The organism is Bradyrhizobium sp. 2TAF24, from assembly GCF_052115025.1.
Classification (GTDB): domain Bacteria; phylum Pseudomonadota; class Alphaproteobacteria; order Rhizobiales; family Xanthobacteraceae; genus Bradyrhizobium_A.
Map to the genome: position 1 here is coordinate 19,049 of NZ_JBFRFW010000013.1, position 14,921 is coordinate 33,969.

Here is a 14,921-nt window from a genome sequence, read left to right on the forward strand (position 1 = left end):
GTTACTCGGTTTTTGCGGCGGCTGCGGCAGTGGTGATCGGGCGCGGGGTGGGGACGTCGATGGTGACCTGGCCTGGGCCGGTCACCACCCCCTGGACGATGCGTTTGGACTGCGGGTTCATCACCGAGACGGAATCGCCTTCGCTGCCGCTGTCGACCGCCTTGGCGCGCATCGTCAGGTAGAGGCTGTCAGTCTGGTAGATCAGCGTCACCGGCTGGTCGCGCTGCACGAGATCGGGCTTGGCGAGGTCGGCCATGCGCACCACCTGACCGTTGTGCAGCGGCCGGCGCGCCTGCATGCCGACCACCTGGTCGCGGCGCACGGTGTCCTTGCCGGCTTCGGCCTTGGCGCGGCGCTCGATGATCACGTCGGCGGCGCGCACCGTCTCGCCGCGATCGATGCTGCGCGTCACCACCACCGCGTCGGCGGTCTCGACCGCGGTGCCGGTAAACCGCAGGCGGGTCGGCGAGGATGGGTTGCCGTTGGCGATCTCGAACAGCACGTCGAAGCGGCCGTTGCGGGCATCGTAGCGGGTGGCGATCGGCTGCATCTCGCCGGTGTTGGCGGGATCGAGCTGCAGCGTGCGCAGGTCGCGGTCGAAGGTGATGGTGAGGTCGGCGGCGTTGCCGAGCCCGTTGCGCCGCTCCAGCGCGCGTCCGACCTGCTTCTCGATTTCCTTGCTGGTCAGCGAGCGCGCGAGGCGCGTCACCGCGATTTCCTGCAGGTCGCCGGTGTCGACGCCGATCACCTGGTAGTTGCGCAGCGTCGTCAGCACCTGCGCGGTCGGCAGCGCCCCGGTGGTGCCGAGATCGGGCGCGCGGTAGACCGCGATCTGCGCCGCGGCGCCGGCATTGTCGACGAGATCGCCGATCCGCACCACGTCGCTCGTGACCGAGACGCTGGCTCGCAGCACCGGGGTGGCGATGCGATCCGGCGCGGCGGGCTGCGCGATCGCATCGAGCAGCGCCTCCGCGCTGGTTGCGGCGCCGGTTTGCGACTGGGCCAGCACCGTGGTGCCCGGGCCGAGCAGGGTGAGACTGAGGAGAAGGACGCGCAGGGTCATCGACGGCCTCATCGCTTAGCGGAACATGCCGGTGGTGGACTGCAGCATCTGGTCGGCCGCGCTCACCACCTTGGCGTTCATCTCGTAGGCGCGCTGCGCCGAGATCAGGCTGGAGACTTCGGTCACCACGTCGACATTGGCCTGCTCGAGGCGGCCCTGCTGCATGGTGCCGGCGCCGTCGTTGCCGGCGGTGCCGTCCTGCGGCTGGCCCGAGGCCGGCGTGTCGGTGTAGCTGTTGTTGCCGATCGGCAGCAGGCCTTCCTTGTTGATGAAGCGGGTGATGCCGATCTGGCCGATCACCGTCGATGTCGTGGTGCCGGCCGGGGTCACCGAGACCTGACCCTGCGTGTTGATGGTGATGCCGGTCGAGTTCTGCGGGATGGTGATGGTCGGCTGCACCGGGTTGCCCTGGGCATTGACGATGCGGCCGGTCTGATCCTGCTGGAAGGTGCCGTCACGGGTATAGGTGAAGGTGCCGTCCGGCATCTGGATCTTGAAGAAGCCTTCGCCGCTGATCGCGACGTCGAGGTCGTTGCCGGTCGGCAGCGAGGTGCCCTGGCCCATCGAGCGGGGTGTGCCGACGATCTTGACGCCGCCGCCGATATCGACGCCCACCGGCAGGATGGTGCCCTGCTCCGAGGCCTGGGCGCCGATGCGGCGGACATGCTCGTACATCAGGTCCTGGAACGCCGCCCGCTGCTTCTTGTAGGCGGTGGTGTTCATGTTGGCGATGTTGTTGGAGATGACCTGGACGCTGAGTTCCTGGGCAGCCATTCCGGTCGCGGCGGTGAAGAGAGCGCGCATGGGTCAGTATCCTCAGGCCGGAACGTCGGCGAGCTTGTCGAGTGAGCTTTTGCGCAGGTCGCCCTGCTGCTGCAGGATCGCGGAGATCTGCTGGTAGGTGCGTGTCACCTCGACCAGCCGGCTCATCTCGCGCACCGCATTGACGTTCGAGTGCTCCAGGTAGCCCTGGCGAATCCGCGACGTGGGATCGGGCTGGGCGGGGGCGCTGCCGGCGGAGTAGAGGTTGGTGCCTTCCTTCTGCAGCTTGTCCATCTGGGCGAAGTTGACGAGGCGCAGCTTGCCGCGAATCGAATCGGTCTTGGTGTTGTTGCCCTCGACCACGGTGATGGTGCCGGTATCGGAGATGACGATGTCGTGGTCGGTCGGCTGGAACGTGATCGGTCCGCTGGTGCCGAGCACGAGATTGCCGTCGCCGGTGACGAGCTGCCCCTGCGAGTTGATCTGCAGTTCGCCGTTGCGGGTGTAGCGCTCGCCGGCGGTGGTCTGGACCGCGAGGAAGCCGTTGCCGTCGATGGCGACATTGAGCGGGTTGTCGGTGCGCTCGTTCGCGCCGCCCGAATAGTCGCGCCAGGCGCCGGTATCCTGGACATAGCTCAGCTGGCGGTCGCGGCCGACGAAGTTGTCGGCGCGGGCGACCGGCATCAGGTATTCCTGGAATCGCGAATTGTCGGCCTTGAAGCCGGTGGTGCCCATATTCGCGACGTTGTTCGATATCACGTCGATCTGACGCTCGAGCGTCATCTGACGTGACAATCCGATGAGGAGGGTATTCTCCATCGGTGGTTCTCCCCTTGATGGAACGCCGCCGACCCTCCCAAGGCCGTATCGCCGCTCCGCTGAGCTGTCGGGTTCTCCCAAACCTTCGGCTCGCCGTCTTTCAAAGCGAGACTCGTGCCAGAGCTGAAATTTTAGTTTTTACAATGCCTTGCGCGCGAGGATGGTGCCTGGGCGGGCGGCAAGAAAGGTCTTGTTGACCATAATTGCCGGCAGAATTTTCCTAGCTGCGGGCCGAAAGAAAGATTCTGTTAACCATTGTAAACCTAGTGTTGTCGTCAGGGCGCTTGGGGCGCCGGCGGCCTTTGTTTCGCGTATTTCCAGCCTGTTCGGCAGCATCGAGCTCACTCCCGGGACAGGAGCGGGGCAGGCGATGGCAGATGATCAACCAGAGGATGGTGCCGGCGAAGGCTCCGCCACGCCGAAGAGCAAGTTCAAGCTCATCGTCGCTGTTGTCGGCGTGTTCGTCCTGCTGAGCGGCGGCGCGGCCGGCTACTTCCTCTTCATGCGCCCGAAGGCCGAGGAGAAGCACGCCGAAGCGGCGCCTGCGCCGAAGCCGCCGGTGTTCGTCGATGTGCCCGAGGTGCTGGTCAACCTCTCCAGCCTGCCGGGCGAGCGGGTGCAGTATCTCAAGGTCAAGATCGCGCTCGAGGTCAAGGACCAGCCGGTGGTGGCGCAGATCCAGCCGGCGATGCCGCGGGTGCAGGACATCTTCCAGACCTACATGCGCGAGCTGCGGGCGAGCGACCTCAGCGGGTCGGCCGGCATGTTCCGCCTCAAGGAAGAGCTGACGCGGCGGGTCAACGCCGCGATCCAGCCGGCGCAGGTCAACGCCGTGCTGTTCAAAGAAATTATCGTGCAGTGACGCAGCGGAGCGGGGAATCGTGGCGCCGGGCGATGTCGATCAGGATGCACTAGCCGCCGAATGGGGCGCGGCGCTGGATTCGGAGGATCCGGAAGCCGCTGCCGCGGAAGCAGCGGCCAATGAGCTCACGGAGGCGATGGCGGAGCAGTGGGCCGCCATGGTCGACGAGAGCAGCCGCGGGCTGTCCGCCAGCGCCGGCGAGCGGGTGCTCTCCCAGGAGGAGATCGACAACCTGCTCGGCTTCAGCGTCGGGGAGGTTACTCTCGACGACAATTCCGGCATCCGCTCGATCATCGATTCGGCGATGGTTTCCTACGAGCGTCTGCCGATGCTCGAAATCGTGTTCGATCGGCTGGTCCGGCTGATGACCACGTCGCTGCGCAACTTCACCTCCGACAACGTCGAGGTCTCGCTCGACCGCATCACCTCGGTGCGGTTCGGCGACTATATGAATTCGATCCCGCTGCCGGCGGTGCTCGCGGTGTTCAAGGCCGAGGAGTGGGAGAACTTCGGGCTCGCCACCGTCGATTCGAGCCTGATCTATTCGATGATCGACGTGCTGCTGGGCGGCCGGCGCGGCACCACCTCGCTGCGCATCGAGGGCCGGCCCTACACCACGATCGAGACCAACCTCGTCAAGCGCCTCGTCGAGGTGGTGCTGGCGGATGCCGAGCAGGCGTTCCGGCCGCTGTCGCCGGTGACGCTGACCATCGACCGCCTCGAGACCAACCCGCGCTTCGCCGCCATCAGCCGGCCGGCCAACGCCGCCATCCTGGTGCGCCTGCGCGTCGACATGGAAGACCGCGGCGGCAATGTCGAGCTGCTGCTGCCCTACGCCACCATCGAACCGATCCGCGACGTGCTGTTGCAGATGTTCATGGGTGAAAAGTTCGGCCGCGATCCGATCTGGGAAGGCCATCTTGCCACCGAGATCACGCGCGCGCAGATTGCGGTCGATGCCGTGCTCTATGAGTCGGAGATTCCGCTGCGCCAGCTGATGCAGCTCAAGGTCGGTGACACTCTGCCGCTCGATATCCGCGCCGATGCGATGGTGTCGGTGCGCTGCGGCAACGTCACCCTGACCGAGGGGCGGATGGGACGGGTGGGGGATCGCGTCGCGATCCGCGTGACCAAGCCGCTGCGCAAGCCGCATATGACGCTCGCCATGTTCGAGAAGGCCGACGAGCAGACCAAGATGATGGAGGCACAATGAACCATTCCATGGGGATGATCATCGAGACACTGGTGGCGATGCTGCTGGTCGCGACGATCGGCTACTGCATGCTGCTCAACAGCCGCCTCAAGCGGCTGAAGGCGGACGAGCAGTCGCTCAAGGCCACCATCGCCGAGCTGATCACCGCGACCGAGATCGCCGAACGCGCGATCGGGGGCCTCAAGCTGACAGTGCGCGAATGCAACGAGAATCTCGGCGGCCGGCTCGATGCCGCGACCGACGCGGTGGCCGATCTCGACAAGCGGCTGCTCGAGGGCGACGACCTGCTGCGCCGCCTGTCGCGCATCGTCTCCGCCGGCCGGCCGCGCGAGACGCCGGCCGCGCAGCCTGCCGCCGCGGCTCCGGTCGCGGTGTCCGCGCCGCCGACCTCGCCGCAGGCGATCGTCGCCGCCGCGCAGGCCTTCGCTGAACGCAAGCGCACGGCGGGTCTTGCCGCATGAAGAAAGCCGGCAACTTCCGTGTCATCCCCCTCGTGCTGGCGGCGATCATCGGCCTGGTGACGCTGAAGACGCTGGGGCTGGTGCTGGATGGCGGCTACATCTTCAACGACCGCGAAATCGCGGTCGCCGACCGGCCGTCGTGGGCGCAGGAGATGTTCAACTTCCCCACCGGCCGCGCGCGCCCCCCGATCGATCCGGTCGAGATCACCGGCTCGGTATCGGCCAAGAAGGAAGACAAGAAGGACGACAAGCCCGAGCACAAGGACGCCGGCAAGGAAGCCTCCAAAGAATCCTCAAAGGAAGCGTCCAAGGACGGTGGCAAGCCGGCCGAGACGCCGATGCCGCAGCCGACTGTGATCAATCCCGACGCACGCGCCGTGTCGCCGTCCGAGCGGGCGATCCTCGAGCGCCTGCAGGAGCGGCGCCAGGAGCTCGAGGCGCGCGCCCGCGAGATCGACATCCGCGAGAACCTGCTGAAGGCGGCCGAGAAGCGCATCGAGAGCAAGGTCGAGGAGATGAAGTCGGTGGAGGCTCGCATCGGGGTCGCCAAGGAGCAGAAGTCCGAGGCCGACGCCGCCCGCTTCAAGGGCATCGTCACCATGTACGAGGCGATGAAGCCCAAGGACGCGGCCAAGATCTTCGACCGCCTCGACATGTCGGTACTGATCGAGGTCGCCTCGCAGATCGCGCCGCGCAAGCTCTCCGACATCGTCGGTCTGATGCAGCCCGACGCCGCCGAGCGCCTCACCGTCGAGCTCGCCCGCCGCGCCGGCGGCGACAAGACCGCCTCCGCCAACGACCTGCCCAAGATCGAGGGCCGCCCGCCGCCGGACGCGAACTGAGGCGGGGCGACCGCGGCGCCATCTCCGGAGCCGGCGGGCTTGCTTAATAGCTCCTTAAACGGGGGACTCTAGAGTCGGTCGCGTCAGAGATGGGTCGCAGCCGGCGGCCCGCGAAATTGGGCCGAGACACGTGGGCAGGGCTGAGACGAAGGCCGGACGGAGCGGGCCGCGGGCAGGCGCATGGACGCGCGCGCTGTGCGGCCTTGGCGTCGTGTCCGTGCTGCTGGTTCCAGCCCAGGCAGGGGCGGCGCCGCCCTCCCTGACCGAGGCGCAGTCCCCCGTGGTGCCGGTGAAGGGCAACGCGTCGTTCTCGGCTGGCGGCGGCTATGCCCGCCTGATCCTCAAGCTCGACGAGGATGTCGAGCCGGAGGTGGTGACCGCAGGCTCGATCCTGGTCATCCGCTTCAAGCGTCCGGTGGACGTTCCCGTCGACAAGCTCGCCGATGCCGTGCCCGACTATGTCGGCATGGCGCGGCGCGATCCCGACGGCATGGCGATCCGCCTCGCACTGTCGCGCAAGGTTACCGTCAATGCGATGACCGCCGGCGAGCGCTTCTTCGTCGATCTGCTGCCGGACGGCTGGAAGGGCCTGCCGCCGCCGCTGCCGCAGGATGTGGTGCGCGAGCTTGCCGAGCGCGCGCGGGTCGCCGAGCGTCAGCTGCGCCAGCAGAAGATCGCCCAGGAGGCCAGGAAGCGGCCACCGGTGCGGGTGCGGGCCTCGGTGCAGCCGACCTTCGTCCGCTTCGTGTTCGAGCTGCCGCCGGGCATCGGCGTGTCGTCGGCGCTGGAAGACAAAAAACTGTCGCTGGTGTTCTCCCAGGCACTGACCTTCGACCTCGCGGACGCCAAGCTGGTCGCGCCATCAAACATCTCCGGCATCGAGCAGCGCACGGAAGGAGACGGCGCGGTGGTGTCGTTCGCGACACTGGGCGACGTCAGCGTGCATTCGTTCCGCGAGGACGCCAACTACGTCATCGATATCGGCGCCGAGCAGGCGGGCAAGCCGGCGGCGCCGCTGCTGCCCGTGGCGGAGGCCAAAGACGCTGCGAAGGACACCGGGAAAGATACCGGCAGGGACGCCCATGCCAAGGACTCCCACAATGACGTGAGGGAGGCGAAGGCCGCCGCCTCGGTACCGCCGAAGCCGGCAGCACCTGCGTCGATCCCGGCAGCCGCACCGGTGGCCGCAGCTCCGGCCGAGCCGCCGCCGGTCCAGATCATGGACGAGATCAAGGCCGCCGCGGCGCCGCCCGCGGACGCGCCTGCCGCGCCGCCGCCCGCGAAAGAACCGCCGGCGAAGGAGGCCCCCGCCCAGGAGCCGGCGATGTCCGCGCCGCGCCCGCCTGCCGCCGCGGAGGCGCCGTCGGCGCCGCCAACCAGTGCACCGCAGCCGCAGGCCGCTCCCGCACGCGACGACGGCATCAAGGTGCAGGCGGCGCGCAACAGCGACGGGCTGCGGCTGACGTTCCCGCTCGGTGCCGCGATGCCGGCCGCGGTGTTCCGCCGCGGCGAGACGGTGTGGCTGGTGCTCGACGATATCAGGACGATCAACACCGAGGCGATCCGCCGGGACGGCGGTTCGCTGATCGGTGACGTCTCCGCCCAGCGGCTCGACAAGGGCCAGGCCATCCGGATCCGGCTCGGCCGTCCGCAACTGGCCTCGCTGACCGGGGACAACGGCGCGCTGGTGCTGACCTTCGCCGACACCGTGGAGGCGCCGTCGCAGCCGCTCACCGCCACCCGCAACATTGCCGATCCTGCCCGGGCCCATGTCGCGGTGATGATGGCGGGGCCGGCGACCGTGCATCGCCTCGCCGATCCCGACGCCGGCGACGCCCTGACCGTGGTCACCGCGCCGCTGCCGGCGCGCGGCTTCGTCAAGCGGCAGGACTTCGTGGAATTCTCGCTGCTGGAATCGGTGCACGGCGTGGTGGTGCAGTCCAATGCCGACGATCTCTCGGTCACCGCCTCGACCGATCGCGTGGTGCTCACCCGGCCCGGCGGGCTGACGCTGTCGTCGGCGGCGCTGGCGCCGGCGCAACGGCTCGGCGCCGGTCCCAAGCCGCTGTTCGATATCGCCGAATGGGACGAGAACCGTGAGGCGGTGTTCAACAAGCGCTACGACGTGCTGGTCGCCGCCGCCGGGCAGGCGAGCGGTGACGACAAGCTCGCCGCCAACCTCGACTTCGCCCGCTTCTATCTGGCGCGCGGCTTCTATGCCGAGGCCAAGGGCGTGATGGACCTGGTGCTCGCCAAGGCCAAGCCCGGCACCGAGGACGCCACCGCGCTGATCATCCGCGCCATCGCCAACATCCTCGGCAACCGTCCCGCCGCCGGGCTGAAGGATCTCGCCAACCCGGTGATCAGCAACGGCTACGATCTGCAGCTGTGGAAGGGGCTTGCTGCCGCGCGCCAGGAAAAATGGCCGGAGGCGCGCGAGAAGTTCAAGAACGCCGAGTTCACCATCGCGGCGCTGCCGAAGGACCTGCAGCGCGAGGTGCTGATGGCGGCGATGCGCGCCTCCCTCGAGGTCAAGGATTATGCCGGCGCCTCCGCCCGCAGCAACGACATCGACCTCATCGGCATTCCCGACCGGTTGAAGCCCGCGGTGATGCTGATGCGCGCCGAGATCGGCGAGGCGATGGGGCGCGAGAAGGATGCGCTCGCCGGCTACCGCGACGTGATGGCATCGGACGATCGCGCCTCGGCGTCGGAAGCGCGGCTGCGCGAGATCGCGCTGCGCCAGAAACGCGGCGACATCAGCCCGGAGGACGCGCTGGCAGGGCTGGAGACGCTGGCTGTGACCTGGCGCGGCGACGATATCGAGCTCGAGGCGTTGCAGCAGCTCGCCCGCATCTATGCCGCGCGAGGCCGCTACATGGATTCGTTTGCGGCGGCGCGGCTCGCCACGCGCCTGTCGCCCAATTCCGATGTGTCGCGCGAGACCCAGGACGAAACCTCGGCGCTGTTCGCACAGCTCTATCTCGGCGAAAAGGGCGATACGCTGCCGCCGATCCAGGCGCTCGGCATGTTCTATGACTACCGCGAGCTGACGCCGATCGGCCGCCGCGGCGACGAGATGATCCGCCGACTGGCGGAGCGGCTGGCGGCGGTCGACCTGCTCGACCAAGCGGCGGACCTGCTGCAGTATCAGGTCGATCATCGCCTGGAAGGCGCCGCGCGCGCCCAGGTCGCGGCGCGCCTTGCCACCATCTACCTGATGAACCGCAAGCCCGACCGCGCCGCCAGCGTGCTGCGCGCGACGCGGCTCGCCGACCTCGCCGGCGAACTGCGCCAGCAGCGCATGCTGCTGGAGGCGCGGGCGCAGAGCGACATCGGCCGGCACGATCTCGCGCTCGACATCGTCTCCAATCTCGGCGGCCGCGAGGTGACGCGGCTGCGCTCCGACATCTTCTGGGCGGCGCGGCGCTGGCGCGAGTCCGCCGAGCAGATCGAACTGTACTACGGTGATCGCTGGAAGGATTTCCAGCCGCTGAGCGCGGCGGAGAAGGGCGACGTCATCCGCGCCGCGATCGGCTATGCGCTCGCCGAAGACGCCCTTGGGCTTGCCCGGTTTCGCGAGAAATACGGGCCGAAGATGAGCGAGGGCGCCGACCGCGTGGCGTTCGATATCGCCAGCCAGCCCGCGGTCGCGAGCAGCGCCGAGTTCGCCGAGATCGCCAAGATGGCCGCCGCCGTCGACACCCTCGACGGCTTCCTGCGGGAGATGAAGTTCCGTTTCCCTGATGCGACGGTTGCCAGGGCCCCTGTCACCCAGCCGCCGGCCGCCAACGCCGCGCCGGCGGAACCGGCGTCCACCGGCAAGCTGCCGAAGATCGGCGGCGTCAAGAGCGCCAACGCCGCGCGCTGACGGAAGCGCGAGTGGAGCTGGCGAAGAGCGAAGAGCCCGAGTCGATCCGTCATCCTGACAGTCTGACTGGAAAGCCCTGACCTTATTGTTCGTCGTCGCCGGGCTTGTCCCGGCGACCCCGACAAGGAGGGCACCGCGTCGCTAAGCGAGGTGGCCGGGAGACCTTCGTCCTAGCGATCCGTTGAAGACGGATCGCGCATCCCTTTTCCAGTCTGCCTCTCGGGGTGACGGATCACATCTCATCAAGCGCTAACCGCCGCCGTAGCTCTGCACCAGCGAGCCGGCGACCAGCGACCAGCCGTCCACCAGCACGAAGAAGATCAGTTTGAACGGCAGCGACACCACCACCGGCGGCAGCATCATCATGCCCATCGACATCAGCACCGAGGCGACGACGAGGTCGATGATCAGGAACGGCAGGAACAGCAGGAAGCCGATCTCGAACGCGCGCTTCAGCTCTGAGATCATGAAGGCGGGGACCAGGATGCGCAGCGACATCTGCTCCGGGCCCGGCGCAGGCGGCTCGCCGGACAGGTCCATGAACAGCTTGAGGTCCTTCTCGCGGACGTTCTTCTGCATGAAGCTGCGCAGCGGCACCGAGGCGCGCTGCAGCGCTTCCTCGACGCTGATCTGGTTGGCGATCAGCGGCTTGATGCCGTCGTCGTAGGACTTCTGCAGCGCCGGTCCCATCACGAAGGCGGTGAGAAACAGCGCGAGCGCGATGATCACCGAGTTCGGCGGCGCGGTCGCGGTGCCGAGCGCGGTGCGCAGCAGCGACAGCACGACCACGATGCGCGTGAACGACGTCATCATGATCAGCACCGACGGTGCGATCGACAGCACCGTCAACAGCGCGATGAGCTGGATGGCGCGCTCGGTGACGCCGCCATTGCCCTGGCCGAGGTTGATGCTGATGTCCTGGGCCGCGGCCGGTTCGATCCATGAACCGGCCGTGATCAGGGCAATGAGGAGGAGAAAAAATACTCTACGCGGGACGCCGGCGAGCCTCACGTCGGCGACTTCGGACGGCCGAGCAGGCTCGCCATCTCGTCTTCGAGGTTCTCGAATGCGGAAGACTTCGGCATCGGCGGCGCGACCGGCGGCGCGGCGTTCTCGCTGCGCGGCGGCGGAGGCGCACCGACACTGTCGGCGGAGCGGGACGCCGGGCGGCTGGGCGGTTCCGGAGCGACCGGCGGGGCGCGGTCAGGAATGACGGGATCGCCGGCGGGCTTGCGCAGCGCGGCTTCCAGCCGCTGCGCCATTTCCGCGAGATTCTGATCGGCAGCGGACAGCGTGGCCGGAGACGACGGCGGGGGCGGTGCCGGCGGGAGCACCGGCGGCACGGGCCGCTCGCGCTCGATGCGGGGCGCCGGCGCCTTGGCGACGGGCTCGATCGCGGCGGAGCTGCGCGGGATCGCCGGCTCGCTGCGCGGCATCGTCGGCTCGCTGCGCGCCATCGGCGCTTCGGCCCGCGGCATGGCCGGCTCGCTGCGCGGCATGGTGATGTCGCCGCGCGGCATCGCCGGCTCGGCACGGGGAATGACCGATTCGGCGCGGGACAGCACGGGCTCGCCGCGCGGCATCGGTGGCTCGCCGCGGGGCATCGGGGGCATCGGTGGTTCGCTGCGGGGAAGCGGCGGTTCGCTGCGCGGCAGCACCGGATCCACCGTGCGCGCGGAGCGGCGCGGCAGGGGCGGCGGCGGCAGCTCCGCGGCGATCGCCGCCAGCGGATCGGGGCGCCGCTCGGCAGCCGGCGCCGCACGACGGACTTCCTCGGCGAAGGACGGGCGAGCCGGCCGCGCTGGCGGCGGCGGTTCCAGCAACGCTGGTTCCTCGGATTCCGTGTCGAGCTGGTCGGACCAGTTCGGCGCATCGGGGAGCGGGGCGACACGCGGCGGCAGGTCCGCGCCCACCGGGCCGCGGGCCGGCATCTGGTCGCGCTGGGGCATCGCCCGCACGATGTTCGGCTCGATCACCAGATCGCCGGGGCCGCCGATCATCAGCAGATGCTCGACGTTGTCGCGGCGGACCAGGACGAGCTTGCGGCGGGTGTCGATCGACATCGCATCGATGATCGCAAGGCGCGGCATCCGCCCACGGTTGGCACCGGCGCCGAGCCGGTTCCGGTTGAAGCGGGTCAGCCAGAACGCCAGGCCGACGAGCGCCAGCACGGCAAAAAAGATCAGAATGATTGTCAGCAGTTGCGACATGTTTGGTCCCCACCAAACAGAGTGTACTTCAACCAGCAGATTCGGCGAATGCTGCGGCTCAGGAAAAACGTGCTCGATCGCGCGTCCTACCGTTTCCTGAACATTACTGCAGCGCGGCTGCCGAATCCCGAAGACCCGCTCTGTTCGTTAATGGTTCTGTTTGTTGATAAAAATGTCCCGTTCTGGCGGTTAACGCCGGGCGGCAAGATTTGCCGCGATCCGCGATCCCCATCCACGCGTGCCGAGCCCCTCCGGACGTTGAGGTGCCGGAATTTCAATGGCTTGGGTGGTTAACGGCGAATTAATGGCAAAAATGAGCCAAACGGCTCTTAACTCTTTATTAACCATACAGGCGGCAAATTCTGCCCACCTCGAGCGGGCGTGGCGCCCGGCGGAGGGCGAGGCGGACCATGCCGATCACCGATATTCCAGCACTGACGGCCCTGCGCACCCGGATGCAGTGGCATCAGGAACGCCAGCGGGTGCTGGCTGAGAACATCGCCAACTCCGATACGCCCAACTTTAAGCCGCGGGATCTGGTGGAACCGGACTTCCGTCCGCTCAGCGCCACCCCGGCGGGACTGTCAATGATGCGCACCAGTCCGGCGCATCTGTCGTCGAGCGGCGGGGTCGACCGTTTCACCTCCAACAACAAAGGCGGCTACGAAACCCGTCCTGCCGGCAACGCCGTGAGCCTCGAGGACGAGATGCAGAAGTCCGCCGCCAATCAGATGGATTTTGCGGCCGCGACCTCGCTCTACAGCCGCAGCCTTGCGCTGTTGAAGACCGCAATCGGGAAACGCTGACGCGCGCCAGCGCGCGGGATGAGGGATCGCCATGGCCGACGGATCTGACTTTCTGAGGGCAATGAACATTGCGACGTCGGGCCTGCGTGCGCAGGCCGGCCGCATGCGGGTGCTGTCGGAAAACATCGCCAACGCCGATTCGACGGCGCAGACGGCAGGCGGCGATCCCTATCGCCGCAAGGTGCCGACCTTCTCCTCGGAGCTCGACCGTACCCTCGACGCCCGCGTCGTCTCGCTGGGACGGGTGAAGCCCGACCAGTCCGCGTTCCGCATCAAGTACGAGCCGGGCCATCCCGCCGCCGACGCCAGCGGCAACGTCAAGTACCCCAACGTCAACTCGGTGGTCGAAATGACCGACATGCGCGATGCGCAGCGGTCCTACGAGGCCAACGTCAACATCATCACCGCGACGCGCCGGATGATCCAGCGCACGCTCGACATCCTCAAGGCCTGATCGGGAGATTCGTCATGGCTTCGCCAACCGCTGCCGCCAACGCCTATTCCAGCCTCGCCCGCATGATGGAGGCGGCCGGCAATGCCGGCAAGTCGTCGCAGACCGGCGCCGACGCGACCGGGCCGTCGTTCGGGGCGCTGCTGAAGGATACGCTCTCCAGCGTGATGGACGCCGGCCGCAAGTCGGACGCGCAGACGGTGCAGATGGCGACCGGCAAGGCCAACGTGATGGATGTCGTCACCGCGGTGGCGGAAACCGATGTCGCCGTGTCGACGCTGGTGTCGGTGCGCGACCGGGTGATCCAGTCCTACGAAGACATCATGAAGATGGCGATCTGATCGGGTGTCCCGAAGCCGAGGTTCGCACGGTTTGCAGCTCGCTGCACGGCGGACCTGCCAGGCGGGAGACGAGGGGAAGTCGGGTGGTTCTGGGGTGTGTTGGGGTAGGGGAGTGCAATGACTGGTCCTGAAGTGCTTGATGTGGCGCGCGACGCGGTGTGGACGATCGTCATCGTGTCGTCGCCGCTCATGGTGGTCGGCCTCGTGGTCGGCGTGGCGATCTCGCTGGTGCAGGCGCTGACCCAGATCCAGGAGCAGACGCTGGTGTTCGTGCCGAAGATCCTCGCGATCTTCCTCACCATGCTGCTGGTGCTGCCGTTCATGGCGGACGCGCTGCACAGCCATATGATGCGGATTTCGTCGCGAATCATCGGGGGATGACGCACAATGGTGGCGATCACCCCGCCACGGAGCCTGGTTAGAGCCGGGACACTGGATGCGCATCGACATCTCGCTGCTGCCCGCTCTCGCCGCAGCCTTCATGCTGGCGTTCGCGCGCATCGGCGCGATGGTGATGCTGCTGCCGGGATTCGGCGAAACCAACATTCCGGTCCGCGTCAAGCTGTCGATCGCCTTGATGCTGACGATGATCATCATGCCGCTGCATCGCGCGGCCTACCATGTCGACATGACGTCGCTGACGCCGATGCTGGTGCTGATGCTGCAGGAGATCCTTGTCGGCGTCGTGCTCGGCGCCACCGCGCGGGTGACGCTGGCGGCGCTGTCGGTGGCGGGCTCGGTGATCGCCCAGCAGCTTGGTCTCGGCTTCGTCACCTCGATCGATCCGACGCAGGGCGCACAGGGGGCGCTCGTCGGCAACTTCCTCTCCATCCTCGGGATGGCGCTGCTGTTCGCGACCGACACCCATCACCTCGTGATCGGAGCGCTGAGCGCGAGCTACAAGGCGTTTGCGCCGGGCGAGCTGATCCCGAGCGGCGATATCGCCGCGCTGGCGACGCAGGCGTTCACCACCGCCTTCAAGATCGGCATCCAGCTGGCGTCGCCGTTCATCGTGTTCGGCCTGGTGTTCAACGTCGGGCTCGGTCTCCTGGCGCGCATGATGCCGCAGATGCAGGTCTATTTCGTCGGCGTGCCGCTGTCGATCATGGCCGGCTTCGTGATCCTGATCATGGTGATCGCCACCATGATGACCACCTTCCTCGATTATTTCGGCGGCGTGCTCCATCAGCTGTCGCCCTGACCTGTGTGATCTTCGGAGC

16 protein-coding genes are annotated in these 14,921 nt (G+C 67.6%); 10 read left to right on the forward strand and 6 right to left on the reverse strand.

Annotated features, from left to right (window positions below; translation table 11 throughout):
* Position 1: 1 nt before the first annotated feature.
* The 4 genes from flgA to AB4Z37_RS20025 form a co-directional block, all read right to left on the reverse strand.
* Positions 2–1,063: a flagellar basal body P-ring formation chaperone FlgA gene (gene flgA, locus AB4Z37_RS20010; RefSeq protein WP_441518500.1), complete on the reverse strand. Its 1,062-nt coding sequence runs from the start codon at positions 1,061–1,063 to the stop codon at positions 2–4.
* A gap of 15 nt (positions 1,064–1,078) precedes the next feature.
* A complete protein-coding gene (gene flgG, locus AB4Z37_RS20015) occupies positions 1,079–1,867 on the reverse strand; it encodes a flagellar basal-body rod protein FlgG (RefSeq protein ID WP_441518501.1) in 789 nt (262 codons plus the stop codon).
* Positions 1,868–1,879: 12 nt separating this feature from the next.
* On the reverse strand, positions 1,880–2,644 hold the full coding sequence (gene flgF, locus AB4Z37_RS20020) for a flagellar basal-body rod protein FlgF (RefSeq protein WP_441518502.1): 765 nt from the start codon (positions 2,642–2,644) through the stop codon (positions 1,880–1,882).
* 138 nt (positions 2,645–2,782) lie between these two features.
* Complete coding sequence (locus AB4Z37_RS20025) at positions 2,783–2,980, reverse strand: hypothetical protein (RefSeq protein ID WP_441518503.1); 198 nt, start codon at positions 2,978–2,980, stop codon at positions 2,783–2,785.
* A 34-nt stretch (positions 2,981–3,014) separates the two neighbouring features.
* On the opposite strand from AB4Z37_RS20025, the gene fliL reads away from it, so the two are divergent.
* The 5 genes from fliL (at position 3,015) to AB4Z37_RS20050 (ending at position 9,893) form a co-directional block, all read left to right on the forward strand.
* Entirely contained in the window at positions 3,015–3,506 is a 492-nt protein-coding gene (gene fliL / locus AB4Z37_RS20030; RefSeq protein WP_441518504.1) for a flagellar basal body-associated protein FliL, read from the forward strand.
* A gap of 19 nt (positions 3,507–3,525) precedes the next feature.
* On the forward strand, positions 3,526–4,719 hold the full coding sequence (gene fliM, locus AB4Z37_RS20035) for a flagellar motor switch protein FliM (RefSeq protein ID WP_441518505.1): 1,194 nt from the start codon (positions 3,526–3,528) through the stop codon (positions 4,717–4,719).
* The gene (locus AB4Z37_RS20040) at positions 4,716–5,180 is read left to right on the forward strand and encodes a DUF6468 domain-containing protein (protein WP_441518506.1); all 465 of its coding nucleotides are present in this window, start codon (positions 4,716–4,718) and stop codon (positions 5,178–5,180) included. Before fliM ends, AB4Z37_RS20040 begins: the two co-directional genes overlap by 4 nt.
* Entirely contained in the window at positions 5,177–6,022 is an 846-nt protein-coding gene (locus tag AB4Z37_RS20045; protein WP_441518507.1) for a MotE family protein, read from the forward strand. Before AB4Z37_RS20040 ends, AB4Z37_RS20045 begins: the two co-directional genes overlap by 4 nt.
* Before the next feature lie 217 nt (positions 6,023–6,239).
* Complete coding sequence (locus AB4Z37_RS20050; protein ID WP_441518508.1) at positions 6,240–9,893, forward strand: tetratricopeptide repeat protein; 3,654 nt, start codon at positions 6,240–6,242, stop codon at positions 9,891–9,893.
* A 249-nt stretch (positions 9,894–10,142) separates the two neighbouring features.
* Here the strand turns inward: AB4Z37_RS20050 and fliP are convergent, their stop codons facing one another.
* The gene (gene fliP / locus AB4Z37_RS20055; RefSeq protein WP_441518509.1) at positions 10,143–10,904 is read right to left on the reverse strand and encodes a flagellar type III secretion system pore protein FliP; all 762 of its coding nucleotides are present in this window, start codon (positions 10,902–10,904) and stop codon (positions 10,143–10,145) included.
* Complete coding sequence (locus tag AB4Z37_RS20060) at positions 10,901–12,103, reverse strand: flagellar biosynthetic protein FliO (RefSeq protein WP_441518510.1); 1,203 nt, start codon at positions 12,101–12,103, stop codon at positions 10,901–10,903. Before AB4Z37_RS20060 ends, fliP begins: the two co-directional genes overlap by 4 nt.
* A 410-nt stretch (positions 12,104–12,513) precedes the next feature.
* Here AB4Z37_RS20060 and flgB point away from each other — a divergent pair, with 410 nt between their 5' ends.
* From flgB to fliR, 5 genes are all read left to right on the forward strand, one after another.
* Positions 12,514–12,909 carry a flagellar basal body rod protein FlgB gene (gene flgB, locus AB4Z37_RS20065; RefSeq protein ID WP_441518511.1) on the forward strand — a complete coding sequence of 132 codons (396 nt, stop codon included), beginning with the start codon at positions 12,514–12,516 and terminating at the stop codon, positions 12,907–12,909.
* Positions 12,910–12,940: 31 nt separating this feature from the next.
* Positions 12,941–13,363, forward strand: a complete 423-nt coding sequence (gene flgC / locus AB4Z37_RS20070; protein WP_441518512.1) for a flagellar basal body rod protein FlgC — start codon at positions 12,941–12,943, stop codon at positions 13,361–13,363.
* Between the two features lie 14 nt (positions 13,364–13,377).
* Entirely contained in the window at positions 13,378–13,701 is a 324-nt protein-coding gene (gene fliE, locus AB4Z37_RS20075; protein ID WP_441518513.1) for a flagellar hook-basal body complex protein FliE, read from the forward strand.
* 117 nt (positions 13,702–13,818) lie between these two features.
* Positions 13,819–14,082 (forward strand): flagellar biosynthesis protein FliQ, encoded by a 264-nt coding sequence (gene fliQ, locus AB4Z37_RS20080; protein WP_441518514.1) that lies wholly within the window; start codon positions 13,819–13,821, stop codon positions 14,080–14,082.
* A 55-nt stretch (positions 14,083–14,137) separates the two neighbouring features.
* Positions 14,138–14,902 (forward strand): flagellar biosynthetic protein FliR, encoded by a 765-nt coding sequence (gene fliR / locus AB4Z37_RS20085; RefSeq protein ID WP_441518515.1) that lies wholly within the window; start codon positions 14,138–14,140, stop codon positions 14,900–14,902.
* The last annotated feature ends 19 nt before the right edge of the window (positions 14,903–14,921 follow it).